Here is a 17,935-nt window from a genome sequence, read left to right on the forward strand (position 1 = left end):
TATGAACATTGCACAAAACATAACTGAGCTTATAGGGAACACTCCTTTAGTTAAACTCTCAAAACTTTCAAAACAGACAGGTGCGACGATACTGGCAAAATGTGAGTTTATGAATCCTACAAGTTCCGTAAAAGACCGCATCGGGTTTAATATGATAAAAACCGCTATGGATAATGGTCTCATCAATAAAGATACGACTATCATCGAGCCTACAAGCGGTAATACCGGAATCGCATTGGCTTCCATCTGTGCGGCGCTTGACCTGAAACTTATCCTTACTATGCCTGAGTCTATGAGTCTGGAACGCCGTAAACTTTTAAAAGCTCTTGGTGCACAGCTTGTCCTGACAAATGCGACAGAGGGGATGAAAGGTGCTATCGACAAAGCAAATGAGTTAAAAAGTGAAATAGACAACTCACTTATCCTGCAGCAGTTTGCAAATCCTGCAAATCCTGAGATCCATACAAAGACGACAGCTTTGGAGATCCTAAGAGATACTGACAAGAATGTCGATGCTTTTGTGGCTGCTGTCGGCACCGGAGGAACGCTTACGGGAACATCTACTAAACTCAAAGAGGAACTTCCGGACATCAAGATATTTGCCGTTGAACCGAGTGACTCGGCGATCCTTTCAGGCGGTCGTCCCGGCCCTCACAAGATACAGGGGATCGGTGCCGGTTTTATACCCGATATCTTGGATGTGACAATCTATAACGAAGTCATCAAGGTAAGCAATGAAGATGCTATAGACACGGCTAAGTTGCTTGCAGCGACAGAGGGACTTCTTGTCGGGATATCCGCAGGGGCGAACGTATATGCTGCGATGCAGGTCGCTTCAAGACCTGAGTTTAAAGGCAAGACTATCGTGACCGTTCTTTGCGACACGGGTGAAAGATATCTGAGCACCTCTTTATTTGATGAATAACAACCTCTTAGAGACCATCAAAGCAATTGATGGCGAGATACAACATCTCTCATATCATCAATCAAGATATGAGAACTCCTTACGCACTTTAAACAAAACAATAAAATATGATCTTAAAGAGTTTATAACCCCTCCAAAAGAGGGCGTTTACAGATGCAGAGTGATCTATAACGAAAATGATATCAATGTGACCTATCATCCATATGCTTTTAATGAGATCAACTCTTTAAAACTTCTCACTGATGATACGATAGACTACCCGTTAAAGTATGAAAATAGAACTGAACTAGACAGACTTTTTGATCTGCGCGGGGAATGTGATGACATACTTATCGTGAAGAACTCTCTTTTAACAGATACGTCAAAAGCAAATATCGCTCTTTTTGACGGCTCCAAATGGTACACACCGAAAAATCCGCTTTTACAGGGAACATCAAGGGCAAGACATCTTGATCAAGGCAGGATATTTGAAAGAACATTACATATAGACGATCTGTCAAGCTTCAGCGAAGTCGCAGTCCTAAATGCGATGGTTGATTTTTACATCGTTAAAAATGGTATAATTTCATAAAAACTCTTAACCGTGAAGGCGATTTCAATGCTACTTGATATCATAAAAAATGACAATTTTAGAAAGTTGATGCAGAATCATATAGAAGAGTTGATTGTCTATTTTTTTAAAAGTGAACAAAACTTCGGGATACTATGTAAGATAGACGAGATATCTTTCGAACCTGAACTTCCGGAATACATATCAGCGGAATTCAGACCGATGACACTTTTCTTTTTGGCAGGATACACATTTGAGACTGCTCATATAGACGGAGACAAACTTATTTTCGAAGCGGGTTTCGGTTCTGAAAATGTAGGCAGTTTCGTAAGCGTGCCTTTACTTAGTATCATGCAGATCATTATTGACGAAACGCCTATCTTTGTCAATCTTGCTACTTATGAAAAAAACAGTGAAGAAAAAACTGAAGTAAAAAATGTAGACGGGATTAAAAATTCTATGGAAGCCCTACTCTCAAATCCTGAAAACAAAAAATTTAAGAAATAGTCATAAACCCTTACATGTAAGGGTTTATACTTTTATAGATAGAAGAAAGTTTACGACGTTATCGATAAACGCGTCGTGTTTGCGCTCTTTTGAGTACGCTATATAGAACTTACGAGTGATCTTGTAGTTTTTGATCCTTGCCTCATATAAAGTCCCGTTTTCAATCTCGTTTGATATAACATGGCGAGATACGACGGATACGACCGGACGTCCGCTTTTTGGAGCATGTGCAATCGATTCTTTTATAGCAGTCGTACTTGCGACAACACCTATAACGTTAAAGCTGCTGCACTCCACACCGATCTCTTCAAACACTTCTGAAGTCAGTTTTCTCGTATGAGAGTTCTCATCTCTACAGATCCAATCAAACTTATAAAGATCCTCTTTTCTGAGGTTTTTCGGAATAGGCTGGTTTGAGAACATGACAAGTTCGTCTTCTACCCATTCTCTATAGATGATACCGTCATGAAATACCGGTGATTCGATAAGAGCGATATCTATCTTTTTATCTTCAAGCTGCTCGATGATCTCAGCTGAAAGAGCGACCTGCATATGCACTTCATTATCTATTTTATCTTTTATTGCGCCTATGTATGAAGGTAAAATGTAGTTACCGATCGCATACGATGCACCCATTACAAAAGTAAAATCTTTATTGATAATCTTTAAAAGCTCTTTTTCGCTGTTTAGTATCGCTTTCTCTAAACGTGTTGCAATACGAAAAAGATCTTCACCCTCTTTTGTTAAACGGATACCGTTTTTCTTACGCTCTACTACTTTTGTATCAAGGTAGTCTTCGATGAATTTTATCTGTTGCGTCACGGCAGGCTGAGAGATTCCCAGCTTTGCAGAGGCTTTAGAAAAACTCTTTTCTTTTACTACAGTCAAGAAGGTTTGTAGTTTCGCAAAATCTTTTAACATAATAATTCCTATAAGCTCAATGAATAATAAAATTATAACTCAAAATTATAATGAATGCAATAGTTTTGAAATAATAGCTATTTTTTTAGGTATAATTAAAGAATAAATCAAACAATAGATAGCGATGTGACAATATGGAAAAGATTTTTAACAAGCTTAATGCTGCGCAGATAGATGCCGTCAAACAAACAGAGGGTCCTGTGCTCATACTCGCGGGGGCTGGAAGCGGGAAGACCACGACCATTACTTCAAGACTCGCATACCTTTTAAAAGAGGTAGGTATCCCTGCAAGTAATACGCTTACATTGACATTTACAAATAAAGCCGCAAACGAGATGCGCGAGCGTGCTTTAAATATGATAGAGAACAAATCTTATCCACCGCTTTTATGTACTTTTCACAAATTTGGACTACTCTTTTTAAAGTTTAATATCCATCTTTTAGGACGTGACAACAACTTTGTCGTCATAGATACCGACGATAAAAAAAAGATACTGAAAAAACTCAATCCTGAGATCCCTACACCGCTAATCGCAAGCGAGATCTCAAGATATAAAAACTCTTTATTGACTCCTGATGATGCATATAAGCAAGCAGAGATGTCGATATATCAGCAGATCGCAAATGTCTACGAGGAGTATGAACGTTATCTTCTAGAAAACAATCTCGTAGATTTCGACGATCTTTTAGCACTTCCTTATAAGCTTTTATGCGAAAATGAAGAGCTTGCCCTAAAGACAAGCCAAAAATATCAATACATAATGATCGATGAGTATCAAGATACCAACGAACTGCAGTTAAAACTGATACAGAAGCTCTGCTCTACTCATAACAACCTCTGTGTCGTCGGTGATGACGATCAAAGTATCTACGGATGGCGCGGTGCGCATATAAGAAATATCTTGGAGTTCGATCAGGATTTTAAAGATGCGTTTGTAGTGAAGTTAGAAGAGAACTACCGTTCACGCGAGCCGATCCTCAAAGTCGCCAATGCTCTTATAGAACATAACCGCTCACGTCTTGGCAAAAAACTTATCAGCACACGCGGAAACGGCGAAGATGTAAGGACATTAAACTCCGATGATGAAAACGAAGAAGCAAGAAAGATAGCAGACCAGATCATCAAGCTTATCGACAGCGGCGTGGCGCCGCGCGAGATAGCGATCCTCTACCGCGTAAATGCACTCAGCCGTTCCATAGAAGACGGGCTTAACCGTGCGAACATCCCATACAAGCTTGTCGGCGGACTGAGATTTTACGATCGTGCAGAGGTCAAAGATCTTATCTCATACCTTCGCGTTATCACAAATTTCCATGACAACTTTTCATTTAAAAGGATCATGAACAAACCAAAACGCGGTCTTGGAAAAGCGACTATCGACAAACTCGAACTTGCAGCAATCGCTGAAGACATCTCTATGTTCGAGTACATAGACAGACATTCATTAGCCGAACTCGAAGTACTGGTGAAAAAGAAAAATGCACAGACACTCAAAAGCTTTATAGAAGATATTAAAGAGGCCTATAAAGTCTCACAAGAAGCGATGTACGAGTTTGTGGACTTTATCGAAGAAACTTTTCATATCAAAGATATCTATAACAACCTTCCTGACGGTCAGGAGAGGATCTTGAACATCGACGAGTTTTACGGACTGTTCCGCGAATACATCAAACAGCATCCCGAAGTCACACTGGATGAATTTTTAAATGAACTGACTCTTCAAAGCGATCAAGATGAGATAGAGGGTGAGAGCATCTATATGATGAGTATCCATGCCTCTAAAGGTCTGGAGTTCGACCATCTTTTCATCATAGGTCTGGAAGAGGGATTTTTACCGCTTATAGGTGACGGCAGTGACTTAGAAGAGGAACGCCGTCTCGGATACGTGGCATTTACCAGAGCAAGAGAGACTCTGACACTTTCTCATGCCAACAGCAGATTTTATAAAGGCAGAAGAAGCGACCTCGGCAAAAGCAGATTTTTTAACGAAGCGGGACTGTGTGAAGGTTCTTTAGTCGTTGAAAAGAGTACGACCTTTAAAAAAGGTGATCTAGTCCGTCACAAGATATTTGGTGCAGGACGCGTAACGGGTGTCAGCAAAGCCGGTAAAGAGTTCAAACTAAGCATCAACTTTAGCGGAAACAATCGCGAGATACTAGCTTCTTTCGTGGAAAAACTTTGAATAGACTTTTAGTAGCGTACAAACCTACGGGTGTAGGTTCAAATAAGTTTCTGTCGCAGTTAAAAAGAAAGTACAAAGAGAAAAAAGCCGGATTTTCAGGCACACTCGACCCTTTTGCAAAAGGTGTGCTTATTATCGGTTTCGGTTCACATACAAGACTTTTCCGCTTTTTGGACAAGACACCGAAAAAGTACCGGGCCACTCTTTGGCTGGGTGCACACTCGGACAGTCTGGATATAGAGCTGATCGACAAGATAGACGAGATAAAAGCTTTTGGAGAAGATACAGTCAAAGATGCGATAAAAAAACTTGAAGGCACTCTGACATATGATCCGCCGATATTCAGCGCAAAGAAGATAGACGGGCAGCGTGCCTATGATCTGGCACGTGCAGGTAAAGAGGTAGTCTTAAACAAGATAACTTCGACCATTTATGAAACAAAGTTTATCTCCTACTGCCATCCGTTCGTCACTTTTGAAGCAACGGTATCAGAAGGAACCTATATCCGCTCGCTCGGACGCATCGTCGCACACAATCTAAACGTCGAAAACGGCAGTCTTACTGCACTGGAGAGACTTAGCGAAGGACAGTTCTTTTATGAGAATGAAAAACCGCTGGATATCAAAAGATCTCTGAATATCCCGCAGAACTATTACCTTGGAGACACTCAAAACATCTTTTACGGAAAGCCTTTGGATATAGAAGATCTGAAAATAAAAGATGAGGGTTACTACTACTTGGATAATAATGATACAATTACGATAATAAATGTATCTGAGAACAGAGTTAAATATGAACTTAATAAGGTTGAAATATGCTAATTTTATCTCGTAAAGTAGATGAATCTATAATCATCGGCGATAATATAGAGGTAAAGATCATCTCTATCGATAAGGGAATGGTAAAGATCGGTATCGAAGCACCCTCTTCCGTGTCGATCTTAAGAAGTGAACTTCTCAAAGAGGTAGAGAACTCAAATAAAGCGGCATCTGTACATGTAGATGATGCAGTACTAGAAAGTTTTTACAAGAAGTTTTCCAAATAGATATGAAGATATATAAAGCCTGCGCGAAAGTAAATATATTTTTAAAGATCACGGGTACAAGAGGAGACTATCATGAGATAATCTCGCGTTTTATGAAAGTACCCTCTTTATATGATGAACTCTCATTTGTCCCAAAGACAAGTGAAAAGTTTGAGATCATCGGAGACTTTAACTGCGAGACTCAGCAAAATACGATATATAAAGCATACATCGCACTAAAAGAGTACACAAAGTCCGAATCTCTTACAAAACTGCTTCGCAACTACGCCGTACATGTAAACAAAAAGATACCCTCTTTTGCAGGTCTCGGCGGAGGAAGCAGCGATGCGGCTACATTTTTAAGAATGTGCAACGAAGTCCTGCATCTGGGACTTTCAAAAAGCGAGTTGGCAAAAGTCGGAGCAAAAGTCGGAGCGGACGTTCCCTTTTTTATCTATGACTATGAGAGTGCAAATGTAAGCGGTATAGGTGAGATAGTCGAAAAGTTCAATGAAGAACTGTTGGATCTGGAGATAGTGACACCTAAGATAGAGATATCTACACCGCAGGTCTACAAGACATACAGAGAGCTTTATTTTAACCCCATTGACGGATTCAAAGTCGATGAGTTAAAACGTATGAAGTCGATAGAGATACTAAAAAAGTTCAGTATAGATGAGGCAAATGACCTCTTTAAACCCGCGCTGCATAACTATCCGAAGCTCAAAGAGAGTTATAAGGGCGGATATTTTTTCAGCGGAAGCGGAAGCAGTTTTTTTTATATGAAAGAAGTTAAGGATATAAATGGGTAAAACGATAGCAAAAAATAAAAAAGCCTATCATGATTATCATATCGAAGAAAAATTTGAAGCAGGACTCGTGCTCAGCGGAAGCGAGATAAAAGGGATCCGTGCTTCAAGAGTCAATCTCAAAGACAGTTTCATTCGCTTTGTTAAGGGTGAGGCATATCTTTTTAATGCCCATATAGGCAAACTAGAGACGACTCACCACTACTTCGGACATGAAGAGAGAGGCAATAGAAAACTGCTTCTGCATAAAAAAGAGCTCAAAAAACTTCAAGAAGCGGTAGAAAAAGACGGTTACACGATAGTCCCTTTAGAACTCTATCTTAACAACAGAAATCTTGCAAAACTGCAGATCGCCATTGCAAAAGGGAAAAACCTGCATGACAAACGTCATGATCTCAAAGAAAAAGATATGAAAAGGGATATAGAAAGAGCGTTAAAAGACTACTAGCCTTTTAACGAAGCTCTTTCAAAATTTTCATTAGCTGTTTTTTTATCAAATATATACGCAAACATCGGCACATATACAAGCGTTAAAAGCGTCCCTACTAAAAGCCCGCCGATCGCTACGTCTGCTAACGGACTCAGACGTTCCAGCCCCACAGCCTGTTCCAGCGCGATTGGGATCATCCCTGCGATCGTTCCAAAAGCAGTCATCATAACGGGACGAAATCTTACTTTAACAGACTCGATCGCACTCTCATATGCATCCTCACCGTTAGCGCGGTAGCCTTGATAAAAATCTATCAACAGTACCGCATTTTTGATGATGATACCAAAAAGAAGAAGTATCCCAAGCAGACTCGGCATACAGCTCGGCTTTTCAAAGATAAGCATCGACCATGATGCACCGATAAGCGAGAGAGGCAGGACGATTATCATAATAAACGCCATTCTCACGGAGCGATATATTGCGATAAGCGTCATTATAAGCATAACGATGCCCAGACCTATCGCTTTTAACATACGTTTAAAGCTGTCATTTATCTGAGCAATATCTCCGCTTTGACTCATCTGTATATCATCTATACCCGCTTTTGCAAGCGCTGTCTCAGCGTCTGCCGTGATATGCGTTACGGGACGTTTTGCACGGTAGCCGTTTACATCAAGACTGTAAAGCATCTTGTCTCTTTCTATCCTTGCAAACGTCAGATGACGTTTGATCTTCGCGATCTGCTCCAGCGGTATCTCTCCCGCAGCTGTTTTGATCGGAAGAAGTCTCAGTGTCTCGATGTTTTCAGAGAACTTGCCTTTGAGATAAAGTCTGACAAACTGCGTGTTCATAGATTCCAAGTTCGCATTGAGTCCTACGACCTCTCCTTTTATCGGAAGCTGCATCGCTATCTGGTAAGGTGTCACACCGTAGCTGAGTGCTTTGTTCTCATCGATATCAAGCTCTATCTCCGTAAAATCCCTGTCCCAGCTTGTAGAGACAGAGGTAAGACCTCGGACATCCTCTATCGCTTTTTGCACCTTGTGAGATGCATCGGAGAGTCCCTCGACGACCGGAGACTGAAGCCTGACATCCAGACTAGCCTTGATCGAAGATACGGCGGTAGCTCCAAAATCATAGACATCGTTTCTTTTCACACCTTCTATATGGGATATCTTCTCTCTGATGATGTTTTCAAGCTCCCAGATGCTCTCTTTACGCTCAAAACGATTAACGGCATTGATGGTTATCGTCGCTTCAGCAGGGATATTTCCGCTGCCAAGACTAAGGACTCCCGCCTCGGTTCCAAATGCGACAGAGCTCATCTTTGCCCAAGGCTGTTTGTCTATCCATTCTATGACCGGTTTTATCTTTGCCTCTGCACTCTCAACACTTTCATTTGTGCTAAAAGCCACCTGTGCTTTTATGATCCCCGTATCCATCGGAGGCATTGCGTCTTTACCGATCGTAGGCATTATGTTTTTCATACTAAGTGCGAGTACTATAATAACCCCAGCAGTCAGCATAATGCGGCGCACTACTCTAAAGTTTCCGTTTGAAAACCTGATGATCCCCACATAAGGTGTCACCAGCCTTCCTATCGTCTTTTGATAGATAAGCTCAAAGATATTCTCTATCTTAGTCTTGCCCGTTCCGTTTTTATAAAGCCACATAGAAAGAAGCGGTATAAAAGTGATAGATAGGAAATAACTCACTAAAAGAGCGATGATAAGCGTTTCTATCAGTGGTCTGAATATCTTCTGCGGAAATCCGCCCACGAACATAAGAGGAAAAAGGATGACGATCGTTGCAATCGTTCCTGCAAATATCGGACTGAGTACCTCTCTTGTCCCGTTTTTGACGGCAGTCTTAAGGTCTTCATGTTTCTCTTTGAGATGCCTTTCTATGTTTTCAAGGATCACGACCGCATCATCTGTCAGCATCCCAAGGGCTAGTATGATAGCCGTATAGATGACTATATTCAGCTCTCCGCCTGTAAGCCAGATGATCGCCATCGTAGAGAAAAACACCATAGGGATGGAGAGACCCGCAGCGATAATAGCTCTAAAGTTCCCCAGAAATATCATGATCACTAAAAGCGTATAGATTACGGCATCTTTTAAAGCTTCGAGCATATTGGTATTTGCCTGTTCTATCAGATCTCTTTGCGTATCGCTTATCTCGAAGCTGATATTTGGGTACTGTGATTCCAGTTTTTTCATCTCTTTACGTGTCGCTTTACTAACATCCAAGACACTCCCGCCAGGTGCACGCTGCACCGCCAGCGCGATCGCATCTTTACCGTTTCCGATGTAACCGCTAGTGCGCTTTTTATAACTCCAGCTGACATCAGCCACATCGCTAAGCTTGACATTTGGGAGTATCGGAAGCTGTTTTAACTTTTCTATATTGTCTTTTTCACCGTAAAAAGTCACGGTGTAAAAATCGTTATCCCCTTTGATAAATCCTAAAGGCATATCGCGGTTTAAGACCTGAAGTGATTTTGTTATCGTCTCAAAATTCACACCGTATCTTTTTGCTTTAAAGGGATCGACCTCTATGTTTATGGAGCTTTCATATCCGCCGAACACCTCGACATTTCCTATGCTTTCATTGCTTAAAAGATAGGGCTTTATGAAACTGTCCGCGATCTTGCGGATATCTGCCAGATCGATATTGGAGTTTTTCGGACTCAGCGATATCACATCCACAGGAAGTGTAAAGTCACCTGCGGTGTAGATCGCAGGAGTCATCCCAGAGGGAAGTTTTGCTTTTGCGATTGAGAGCGCATTTGCGACATCCACAGCTGCGGCATTAAGTCCCTTTTTATAGTCAAAATCAGCTTTAACGATAGAGAAGTTTGCCACGTTGATACTGCTCACATCCGTTACCAGACCCAAACGGGATATCTCCTCCTCTATCGGCTTTGATACCGTGCTGGCTACAACCTGCGCGGTTGCACCCGGGACTTTTGTTATCACGATGACCTGAGGAGGATTTGCATCGGGAAAAAGGTTTTTAGGGAGCGTTACCAGTGCGATGATCCCCATAACGAAAAATGCTGCGATGAGGGAGTAAAGCAGATAAGGCCGTTTGTAAAAATACTCGAATATCATAGGCTATTCCTTTACTTTTAAGGCATAACCGCTTGTCAGTCTTAAGAGGATATCAGGCTTTGCCACGACAATATCTTTGCCCTCTAACGCTTCTTTAATGACAACACCCTGCTGTGCACTTTGTATGATGTGTACCTCTTCGGCAGCCGCATGACTTCCCTTGATGACCAGTACATAGCTTTTACCCTCTCTGTTTAGCAGTGCGTCAAACGGAAGAAGTGTCGCTTTGGCGTCAAATACGACTACATCGACCTCTATCCTGTCTCCACTTGTCAAATTGTCAGCTCCGACGTACACCTTGTACTCTGCAAGACCTGCCGATGTACTTCCTAGAGGTATTGCGTCATAGGTCTTAGAGTTAAACACGACACCCTTTATCTTAAGATCGCTTGGAACTCTTACCATCAGGTAAAATCCGTTCTTCGCACTTATGTTTATAAGCGGTTTACCCGGCATACTGACCGCACCCTCGTTATCAAACGTCTTTGTTATAACACCCTCGACCGGAGATGTGATAGTCGCATAAGAGAGGCTGTTGTTCAGCTCTATCGCTTTTTGTTTTAGCGATGCTATCTGTGCCTGGGCATTTGCTATGGCACTCGACTCTTTTTGCGACTCCTCTATGGAAGCACCCTGCACTTTTAAAAGCTGCTCTGTCCTTTGATGTGTCGCTTCGAGGTTTGCAAGTGAGACCTCTGCCGCTTTTAACTGCTCGTTCACACTAGAGAGATTACTCTCTATCGCAGTGGTATCGAGCCTTGCGATGATCTCACCTTTGCTTACATGTAAGCCGCTTGACTTGATACTTACGATCCTGGCAGCAATGCGTGAAGAGAGCTTTACGTCCTTGTCGTTACTGACCTCTGCAAGATACGGCAGAGTCAGCTTTGCAGGCACAATCTTCGGACTCATCTTTTGAACCACTATAGAGTATATTACAGCCTGCGGAGCAGCAGCATCTTTAGCCTTTGCCTTTTTGATCGTCTTTACACCTGCGATGATAAGTGCGATTGCAACTGCTGCGCCTATCGCTATTTTTACTGCTTTACTCATTTTACTATCTCCTCAATATTGTTTGCATATATAACGGCTAACTGCATTAGCGTCTGCCACGACGTCGCCTGGGTTTTGTATAGGTTTGCTTCCTCTTGGACTACATCATCCTCATATCTGAGATACTCTTCGGTCGAGAGTCTTGCATTCGTGTAGTTTAGTTTTGCGATCTCAAGAAGTTTTTTCTTCTCCTCTATGCTCTTTGTATACAATTTTTTCGAATTTTCTAAGAGAGGCAGAGACTCCTCTAACATCTTTGCTTTTGATGCAAGCTCATCGCTTAGTTTTTGCAGCTCTATCTCACCCGCATTTACTTCAATCTGCGCTAAAGAGATATTATCATACTGACTCATCGCAAATATCGGGATATTAAGTACCACTCCGACATCACCGTACTCTTCATCGACAGAGTCATAACTGTTATAAGACTCGCCGTAGCTTTTGACATAACTTCCATGTGCATACAGTGAAGGGTACAACTTCTCTTTTTGCGCTCTGAGATCCAATCTGTCTGCTTTTATCTTTTCACGCATCGGCTTTAAAGATTCCAGAGCGTTTTTTGTGATCTCTCCTGTTTGCTGCATCATCACGGCATCATCAAGTGTGATTCCCGTCAAAGTTTCTATGGTACTTATAACGGTTTTCTTTTGGATATCTATATTGTTATTTGCGATATCTATCTGGTTTAATCTGTCGTTTATCATATAAAGAGCTGATGCTGCAGCACGGCCATTTTCGACTTTTATCTCTACTGTCTTTTTTGTTTCCAGTAGTGATCTTTTTTTCCCTTCAAGCGCTGTGCCAAGAACATTTAGATATATCAGATTTGCATTTGCACCCACTAAGACGGCTTCATTTTTTATAAGGTTGATCCTTTTCTTTGCCTTTGCACTCTGCTGCATCGCTTTTGCTTTGTCCGCCGTAGTAAATATAGACTTTACAAAGATAGGCATCGTTGCAGACACACCTGCTGCGTAGATGTTATAACTAAACGGCTGCGGCTTTTTTGTCGTTACCAAAGCGAGCATATGATTAGGGGCTAAAGGTATCATCCCCGTAGGAAGCGAATAGTTGTCATATTTTGCAAACAGATTGACTTGGGGATAGAGCTTTGAATACGCCTGATCTTCGTGTATCTGAGTCATTTTTACAAGTATCTCATCAGACTTGGTCTGTGAATGCGATTTGAGTGCATCGAAAAGTCCACTCATCGTCTGTGCATTCAGAGCGAACGGGACTATCAATGATAAGAGTGCTCTTTTCATTACTTAACCTCCAGCATAAGTTTTATCTTTTCAAATATATAATCAGATATCTCATCCATAGGACAATCACTGCATGTATTAATCTCATCTGTCATCTGAGCCGCTTTTTTTCGAAGTGGAGCAGTCGTCACCAAAAGGTTTACCGTTCCTATAATCATAAAGTGGATGACCATAGGGATCACGTTTTTAAATACACCCTCTTCCTCGCCTTTTTTAAGTATCTCGCTTAAAAGCTTAAAGAGCTTTCTCATACTTGAAAACATCATCTCAGGGATATGTGCTCCGTTATCACTCAGCTCTCTTAAAAGCAGTGCGGGAAAATAAGGCTGCTTATTTGCAAACTCGGCATAGGTCTTGATAAAAGCCTCAAGCTCATCGATAGGGCTCTTACATATTTTATTTGCTTCAATGACCTTTGTATAGATCGCTGAGAGTACCTCGTTCATCACGATCTCATAAAGCCCTGCTTTGTTCTTAAAGTAGTAGTAGATAAGTGCTTTGTTGACATCGCTTACATTAGCTATCTCATCTACCGTCGTAGCATCGAAGCCGTTTTTTGAAAAGAGCATCATAGAATTTTCGATGATCTTTGCCTTTGTAGCTTCTGCATCACGTTTTTGTTTTGACATATTGACCCTTAATTAACTAACTAGTTAGTTAATTATATATAAAAAATAGAGAAAATACAATAAAATGTATTTTTATAAAGTTGTGTTAGTTTTTGATTGTTAAATAGTTTGGAAGAAGTTGAAGGGGGTACTTAGAAGAATTATTTTCTTCTAAGTTCTTTAATACGAGCTTTTTTACCTGCAAGATCACGAAGATAGAACAGTTTCGCACGACGTACACGACCGCGACGGATAACAGTTATCTCGTTGATGCTATCAGTATAGATTGGGAAGATTCTCTCTATTCCAACACCGTTAGCGCCAATTTTACGAACAGTGATAGTTCTACCAGTTCCCTCACCACGAATTGCTATACAAACACCTTCGTAATTTTGAACACGAGTTTTATCACCCTCTTTAATAGTTACCGCTAAACGAACAGTATCACCAGCACGAAAATCTGGAATGTTTTTCTCAGCTGTTTGTGCTTTTTCGAAATTTTCAATATACTTATTTCTCATAAGATTTCCTTGTATTATGCTTCAAATGCCTACCCGGACGAAAAAAAGAGGTTTTACATTCTGATAAAGCAAATTTTAGTGTGCGAATTTTACTATGATTTCCCTTTAAAAATTCTGATGGGACATTTTTTTCTTTATAAATTTGCGGTTTGGTAAAAGACGGGGCTTCTAACAGCTCACTTTCGAAGCTCTCGACTTCCAAAGATTCACTGTTTCCAAGTACTCCGTCGATGTTTCTCACAATAGCGTCACACATCACTAATGACGGCAGTTCGCCGCCTGTAAGAATGTAATCGCCTATGCTAAAGACCTCATCCGCATACTCTTCTATCACTCTCTCATCGATACCTTCATATCTACCGCTTACAAAAACAATATGTTTTTTATTTGCCAGACGTTTTGCATCGTTTTGTACAAATCTTTTTGCAACGGGAGTGACAAAGATCACATAAGCATCCTCGTCCTCTTCTTTTATACTGTCTAAAGTATCATAAAGAGGCTGAGGAGACATAAGCATCCCTGCCCCACCGCCAAATGCAGTATCGTCGACTTTTTTGTGTTTTGAATCACTAAAGTCTCTCGGATTGACATAGTTGATACTAAAAAGATCTTTTTCTATCGCACGTGAAAGAATAGAGTCTTGGAAGTATCCATCTATCAGATTAGAAAAAAGAGTGACAAAGGTAAAACGCATGATCTCTCTTTTTTATGATGCTTTTAAGATATCAAGTCCGCCGTTGACTTCTATTATCTTTTTATCGATATCTACCGAGATGACAAAATGATCTTGGTAGGGAATCAAAAAAGATTTCGGAAGATCTTTTTCTACTAACGAGATATCAGTAATAACTGTCAGATAGTCGGTAGCACCGATACGATCGACCTCATCCACTACACCCAAAAGCTGTCCATTTTCATAGACTTGACAATCTTCGATATCAAAGTAAAAATACTGACCCTCTTGGAGGTCTATATTTTTTCTTGTGTCTTCATACGTCGTATAGATCTTTTCATTCGTAAAACGTTTTGCGTCTTCCGGATTATTGACACCGACGATCTTTATAAGAGAACGGTCATGATCTACTTTTGAGAGTTCGATAGTGCGATTTTTACTTATAAAAAATTTTGCACCTTTTACGAATTGTTCGGGGAAATCACTTTTAATATGAAGTTTCATATCGCCGCCAAGACCAACGGCCTTGCCTATAGTGGCGATATGAAGGAGTTTATCTGATCGGTTCGACATTTATACGGTAACTCTTACCATCTTTAGCTTTACAGCCAGAGATCACTGTCTTGATCGCACCGATCATCTTGCCCTCTTTACCTATCAGTTTACCAACGTCTACTTGATTGGCATAGAGTACGATCTCTACTAAATCGTCGCTCTCTTTTGACTCCACCTTAATCTCATTTGGATATGTTGCTATTAAACGGGCAAATTCAGCGACGAAGTTAGTTATCATTATTATTTACCAGTGATTTTTTTAACGCGGTCACTCATTTTAGCACCAACGCTTAACCAGTAGTCAAGACGCTCAGCATCAAATTTCAATGTTTTTTCTTCGTTCATTGGATTGTAGTGTCCGATTAGTTCGATCCATCCACCATCTCTACGTTTACGAGAATCTGTTACCACGATACGGTAAAATGGTTTTTTGTTACGACCCATACGAGTAAGTCTAATTGTTGTCATTAGTTTTCCTTGGAATAATATAGTATAGGGGAATGTCGCAAAATAAAATTATAGTAGTTTTATGATGCCTCTTACCGCCTTTTGGCGTTATATACAGCTCACAATCACAGAGGGATTATTTTGAGAGCCAAAACGATAACGCAATTGTACTAAAATTTTTAGTAAAAGTAAAGTTATCTTCTCAGGGCGTTCAATCCGCCGCCGCCCATCTGGCTCATCATGTTCTGCAGATCCTGCATCCCTTTTTTGCTAGAGAACTTCTTAGCCATCTTACCCGCATTTTTAAACTGTTTTAACACACGGTTTACCTCAGCTTGGCTAAGTCCGCATCCTTGTGCTATTCTCTGTTTTCTAGAGTTGTTTAAAAGTTCAGGGTCCTCACGCTCTTTTGGAGTCATTGACGAGACCATCGCTTTGATCTGCTTCAGCTCTTGCGAGTTATCCAGATCAAAGTCTTTTAATGCTCCTGCCATACCTGACATACCCGGGATCATACCGATGAGAGATTTCATACTTCCCATCTTTTTCATACTTTCCATCTGCTCTAAAAAGTCATTGAAATTAAACTGACCTTTTTTGATCTTTTTGGTCATCGCTTTAGCTTGTTTCTCATCGATGATATTAGCCGTTTTTTCAGCCAGACCTTCGATGTCTCCAAGACCCATTAGACGGTTTACGATACGTTCCGGGATAAAGACCTCAAGGTCTTCCATCTTTTCACCGCTACCGATAAAACGAAGAGGGACTTCTACCTGAGATGAAAGTCCAAGTGCGACACCGCCTTTTGAATCACCGTCGTATTTACTTAATATAACCCCGTCGATACCTATCTGCTCTTTAAAGCTGATAGCAGTTTTGACCGAGTCTTGACCGGTAAGTGAATCGGCTACATAAAAGATCTCGTCAGGTTTTGCAACTGTTTTAACCTCTTTTAGCTCACTCATCAACTCTTCATCGATCGCCAGACGGCCTGCCGTATCTATAAGAACGACATCAAAAAGTTTTGTGTCCGCATATGCCAGCGCCGCTTTTACGACCTCTACAGGGTTCTTATTTGCTTCATCTTCATACAGTTCTACTTCGATCTTTGAAGTTATCTGACGAAGCTGTTCGACTGCTGCTAAACGCTGTAGATCGGCTGCAACGACTAGGACTCTTTTCTTTTTGTTTTTAAGATAAAGTGCAAGTTTTCCAGTAGTCGTAGTTTTCCCTGAACCTTGAAGACCTGTCATAAGGATGACTGTCGGAGGATTCGGTGCAAAAATGAAGCCTTTGTTCCCGCCGACTTCAAGAAGAGAGTATAGAGTCTCTCTTAAAGCTTCAAGGAACTGATCTTTTCCGATCCCTTTTAGCTTTGTCTTTAGCTCTACATTTTGTATTAGGTCTTTTACAACTTTGTGATTTACATCAGCTTTTAAAAGAGCTTTTTTAAGCTCTCCCGTTGCTTTTGTAAGAGACTTTTCATCATCATGAAAACGTATCTTTTTTATTGCAGATGTAAACGAGTCGGTCAATGTATCAAACATAAAACTATCCTAAATATATTTAAAGTGTCAAATTGTATCAAAAGCTTGCTTAGAAAAATTTATGATTCAAAGTGCTTAAATGCTGTCGGTTCTGGAGCCTCGAAAGTCATCCCCAACAGTACTACTTTTCTCGCATGAAGCATCACACGCTTGTAACGTCTTCCGCCGTACTGCTCATCTCCGATGATCGGAAAATCGATGCTTCTTAAGTGCGCACGGATCTGGTGTGTACGTCCGTGATGGATCACACACTTCACCTTCGTCTTTTTGCCGCTTACGATCTCAGGTGTGACCTCGGTACGTGCAGGTTTTCCCTTTTTAGAGACTTTTGAATAAGCCTTGTTGTTCTTCTTCTCAGTGATGATACCTTTGTCGATATCGACACTCTCTACCAAGATACCGTCGATCCAAGCCGAGTACTCTTTATATACAGTGTCTTTTTTAAACTCTTTGATCGCTTTTTCACGGAACTCTTCATTTTTCACAAGCATCAAAACACCGCTTGTCTCACGGTCAAGTCTGTGAAGAAGTTTCGCGCCTTTAAACTGACGCTCAACTTCGTCTGAGTTTACAAATGCCGGTTTGTCTACGACTATCAAGTCATCGTTTTCAAAAATAGGTCTGATCTTTTCGATCTTTTCAACTCTGAACTTTGTCTTAGTATCGATATCTCCGCGGGCGATCATCACTTTTTTATTGCCTGCGTAGACAAGACCTCTGTCTATAAGAGATTTTGCCTCGTTATTCGAGATCCCCTCTTGGGCTGCCAATACTTTATATGCTTTATCTTTTTCCATTTTT

General features: G+C 40.9%; 20 protein-coding genes. 8 read left to right on the forward strand and 12 right to left on the reverse strand.

The window, feature by feature from the left end:
- Position 1: 1 nt before the first annotated feature.
- Genes cysK through WCX87_RS09440 form a run of 3 tightly spaced genes read left to right on the forward strand, consistent with a single transcriptional unit; the run spans position 2 to position 1,982 of the window.
- The gene (gene cysK, locus WCX87_RS09430) at positions 2-925 is read left to right on the forward strand and encodes a cysteine synthase A (protein ID WP_345979473.1); all 924 of its coding nucleotides are present in this window, start codon (positions 2-4) and stop codon (positions 923-925) included.
- Complete coding sequence (locus tag WCX87_RS09435; protein WP_345979475.1) at positions 918-1,496, forward strand: aminotransferase class IV family protein; 579 nt, start codon at positions 918-920, stop codon at positions 1,494-1,496. Before cysK ends, WCX87_RS09435 begins: the two co-directional genes overlap by 8 nt.
- Before the next feature lie 27 nt (positions 1,497-1,523).
- Positions 1,524-1,982, forward strand: a complete 459-nt coding sequence (locus tag WCX87_RS09440) for a hypothetical protein (protein ID WP_345979477.1) — start codon at positions 1,524-1,526, stop codon at positions 1,980-1,982.
- Positions 1,983-2,006: 24 nt separating this feature from the next.
- On the opposite strand, the gene WCX87_RS09445 is transcribed toward WCX87_RS09440, so the two are convergent.
- Complete coding sequence (locus tag WCX87_RS09445; protein ID WP_345979478.1) at positions 2,007-2,903, reverse strand: LysR family transcriptional regulator; 897 nt, start codon at positions 2,901-2,903, stop codon at positions 2,007-2,009.
- A gap of 134 nt (positions 2,904-3,037) precedes the next feature.
- Here WCX87_RS09445 and WCX87_RS09450 point away from each other — a divergent pair, with 134 nt between their 5' ends.
- The 5 genes from WCX87_RS09450 to smpB are packed head-to-tail and all read left to right on the forward strand — an operon-like array spanning position 3,038 to position 7,367.
- Positions 3,038-5,086 carry a UvrD-helicase domain-containing protein gene (locus WCX87_RS09450; protein WP_345979480.1) on the forward strand — a complete coding sequence of 683 codons (2,049 nt, stop codon included), beginning with the start codon at positions 3,038-3,040 and terminating at the stop codon, positions 5,084-5,086.
- Positions 5,083-5,907 (forward strand): tRNA pseudouridine(55) synthase TruB, encoded by an 825-nt coding sequence (truB, locus tag WCX87_RS09455; RefSeq protein WP_345979481.1) that lies wholly within the window; start codon positions 5,083-5,085, stop codon positions 5,905-5,907. Before WCX87_RS09450 ends, truB begins: the two co-directional genes overlap by 4 nt.
- A complete protein-coding gene (gene csrA / locus WCX87_RS09460) occupies positions 5,901-6,131 on the forward strand; it encodes a carbon storage regulator CsrA (RefSeq protein ID WP_345979483.1) in 231 nt (76 codons plus the stop codon). The genes truB and csrA overlap by 7 nt, the downstream gene beginning before the upstream one ends.
- 2 nt (positions 6,132-6,133) lie before the next feature.
- A complete protein-coding gene (locus WCX87_RS09465) occupies positions 6,134-6,922 on the forward strand; it encodes a 4-(cytidine 5'-diphospho)-2-C-methyl-D-erythritol kinase (protein WP_345979485.1) in 789 nt (262 codons plus the stop codon).
- Positions 6,915-7,367 (forward strand): SsrA-binding protein SmpB, encoded by a 453-nt coding sequence (gene smpB, locus WCX87_RS09470; protein ID WP_345979487.1) that lies wholly within the window; start codon positions 6,915-6,917, stop codon positions 7,365-7,367. The genes WCX87_RS09465 and smpB overlap by 8 nt, the downstream gene beginning before the upstream one ends.
- On the opposite strand, the gene WCX87_RS09475 is transcribed toward smpB, so the two are convergent.
- The 11 genes from WCX87_RS09475 to WCX87_RS09525 all read right to left on the reverse strand — a co-directional run bounded on the left by WCX87_RS09475 (position 7,364) and on the right by WCX87_RS09525 (position 17,931).
- Positions 7,364-10,465: an efflux RND transporter permease subunit gene (locus WCX87_RS09475; protein WP_345979489.1), complete on the reverse strand. Its 3,102-nt coding sequence runs from the start codon at positions 10,463-10,465 to the stop codon at positions 7,364-7,366. The genes smpB and WCX87_RS09475 overlap by 4 nt on opposite strands.
- Before the next feature lie 3 nt (positions 10,466-10,468).
- Entirely contained in the window at positions 10,469-11,518 is a 1,050-nt protein-coding gene (locus WCX87_RS09480; protein WP_345979490.1) for an efflux transporter periplasmic adaptor subunit, read from the reverse strand.
- Positions 11,515-12,783 (reverse strand): TolC family protein, encoded by a 1,269-nt coding sequence (locus WCX87_RS09485; protein WP_345979492.1) that lies wholly within the window; start codon positions 12,781-12,783, stop codon positions 11,515-11,517. Before WCX87_RS09485 ends, WCX87_RS09480 begins: the two co-directional genes overlap by 4 nt.
- Positions 12,783-13,412 carry a TetR/AcrR family transcriptional regulator gene (locus tag WCX87_RS09490; RefSeq protein WP_345979494.1) on the reverse strand — a complete coding sequence of 210 codons (630 nt, stop codon included), beginning with the start codon at positions 13,410-13,412 and terminating at the stop codon, positions 12,783-12,785. Before WCX87_RS09490 ends, WCX87_RS09485 begins: the two co-directional genes overlap by 1 nt.
- Before the next feature lie 140 nt (positions 13,413-13,552).
- Positions 13,553-13,912 carry a 50S ribosomal protein L19 gene (gene rplS, locus WCX87_RS09495; protein ID WP_345979496.1) on the reverse strand — a complete coding sequence of 120 codons (360 nt, stop codon included), beginning with the start codon at positions 13,910-13,912 and terminating at the stop codon, positions 13,553-13,555.
- Positions 13,902-14,606 carry a tRNA (guanosine(37)-N1)-methyltransferase TrmD gene (gene trmD, locus WCX87_RS09500; protein WP_345979497.1) on the reverse strand — a complete coding sequence of 235 codons (705 nt, stop codon included), beginning with the start codon at positions 14,604-14,606 and terminating at the stop codon, positions 13,902-13,904. Before trmD ends, rplS begins: the two co-directional genes overlap by 11 nt.
- A gap of 12 nt (positions 14,607-14,618) precedes the next feature.
- Positions 14,619-15,158 (reverse strand): ribosome maturation factor RimM, encoded by a 540-nt coding sequence (rimM, locus tag WCX87_RS09505; RefSeq protein WP_345979499.1) that lies wholly within the window; start codon positions 15,156-15,158, stop codon positions 14,619-14,621.
- A complete protein-coding gene (locus WCX87_RS09510; RefSeq protein ID WP_345979501.1) occupies positions 15,139-15,378 on the reverse strand; it encodes a KH domain-containing protein in 240 nt (79 codons plus the stop codon). Before WCX87_RS09510 ends, rimM begins: the two co-directional genes overlap by 20 nt.
- Before the next feature lie 2 nt (positions 15,379-15,380).
- Complete coding sequence (gene rpsP, locus WCX87_RS09515; RefSeq protein ID WP_345979503.1) at positions 15,381-15,608, reverse strand: 30S ribosomal protein S16; 228 nt, start codon at positions 15,606-15,608, stop codon at positions 15,381-15,383.
- 173 nt (positions 15,609-15,781) lie between these two features.
- Positions 15,782-17,134 (reverse strand): signal recognition particle protein, encoded by a 1,353-nt coding sequence (gene ffh / locus WCX87_RS09520; RefSeq protein ID WP_345979505.1) that lies wholly within the window; start codon positions 17,132-17,134, stop codon positions 15,782-15,784.
- A 59-nt stretch (positions 17,135-17,193) separates the two neighbouring features.
- Positions 17,194-17,931, reverse strand: a complete 738-nt coding sequence (locus tag WCX87_RS09525; protein WP_345979507.1) for an RNA pseudouridine synthase — start codon at positions 17,929-17,931, stop codon at positions 17,194-17,196.
- Positions 17,932-17,935 lie beyond the last annotated feature (4 nt).

The sequence above is a fragment of the Sulfurimonas sp. HSL3-2 genome (assembly GCF_039645965.1).
Classification (GTDB): domain Bacteria; phylum Campylobacterota; class Campylobacteria; order Campylobacterales; family Sulfurimonadaceae; genus Hydrocurvibacter; species Hydrocurvibacter mobilis.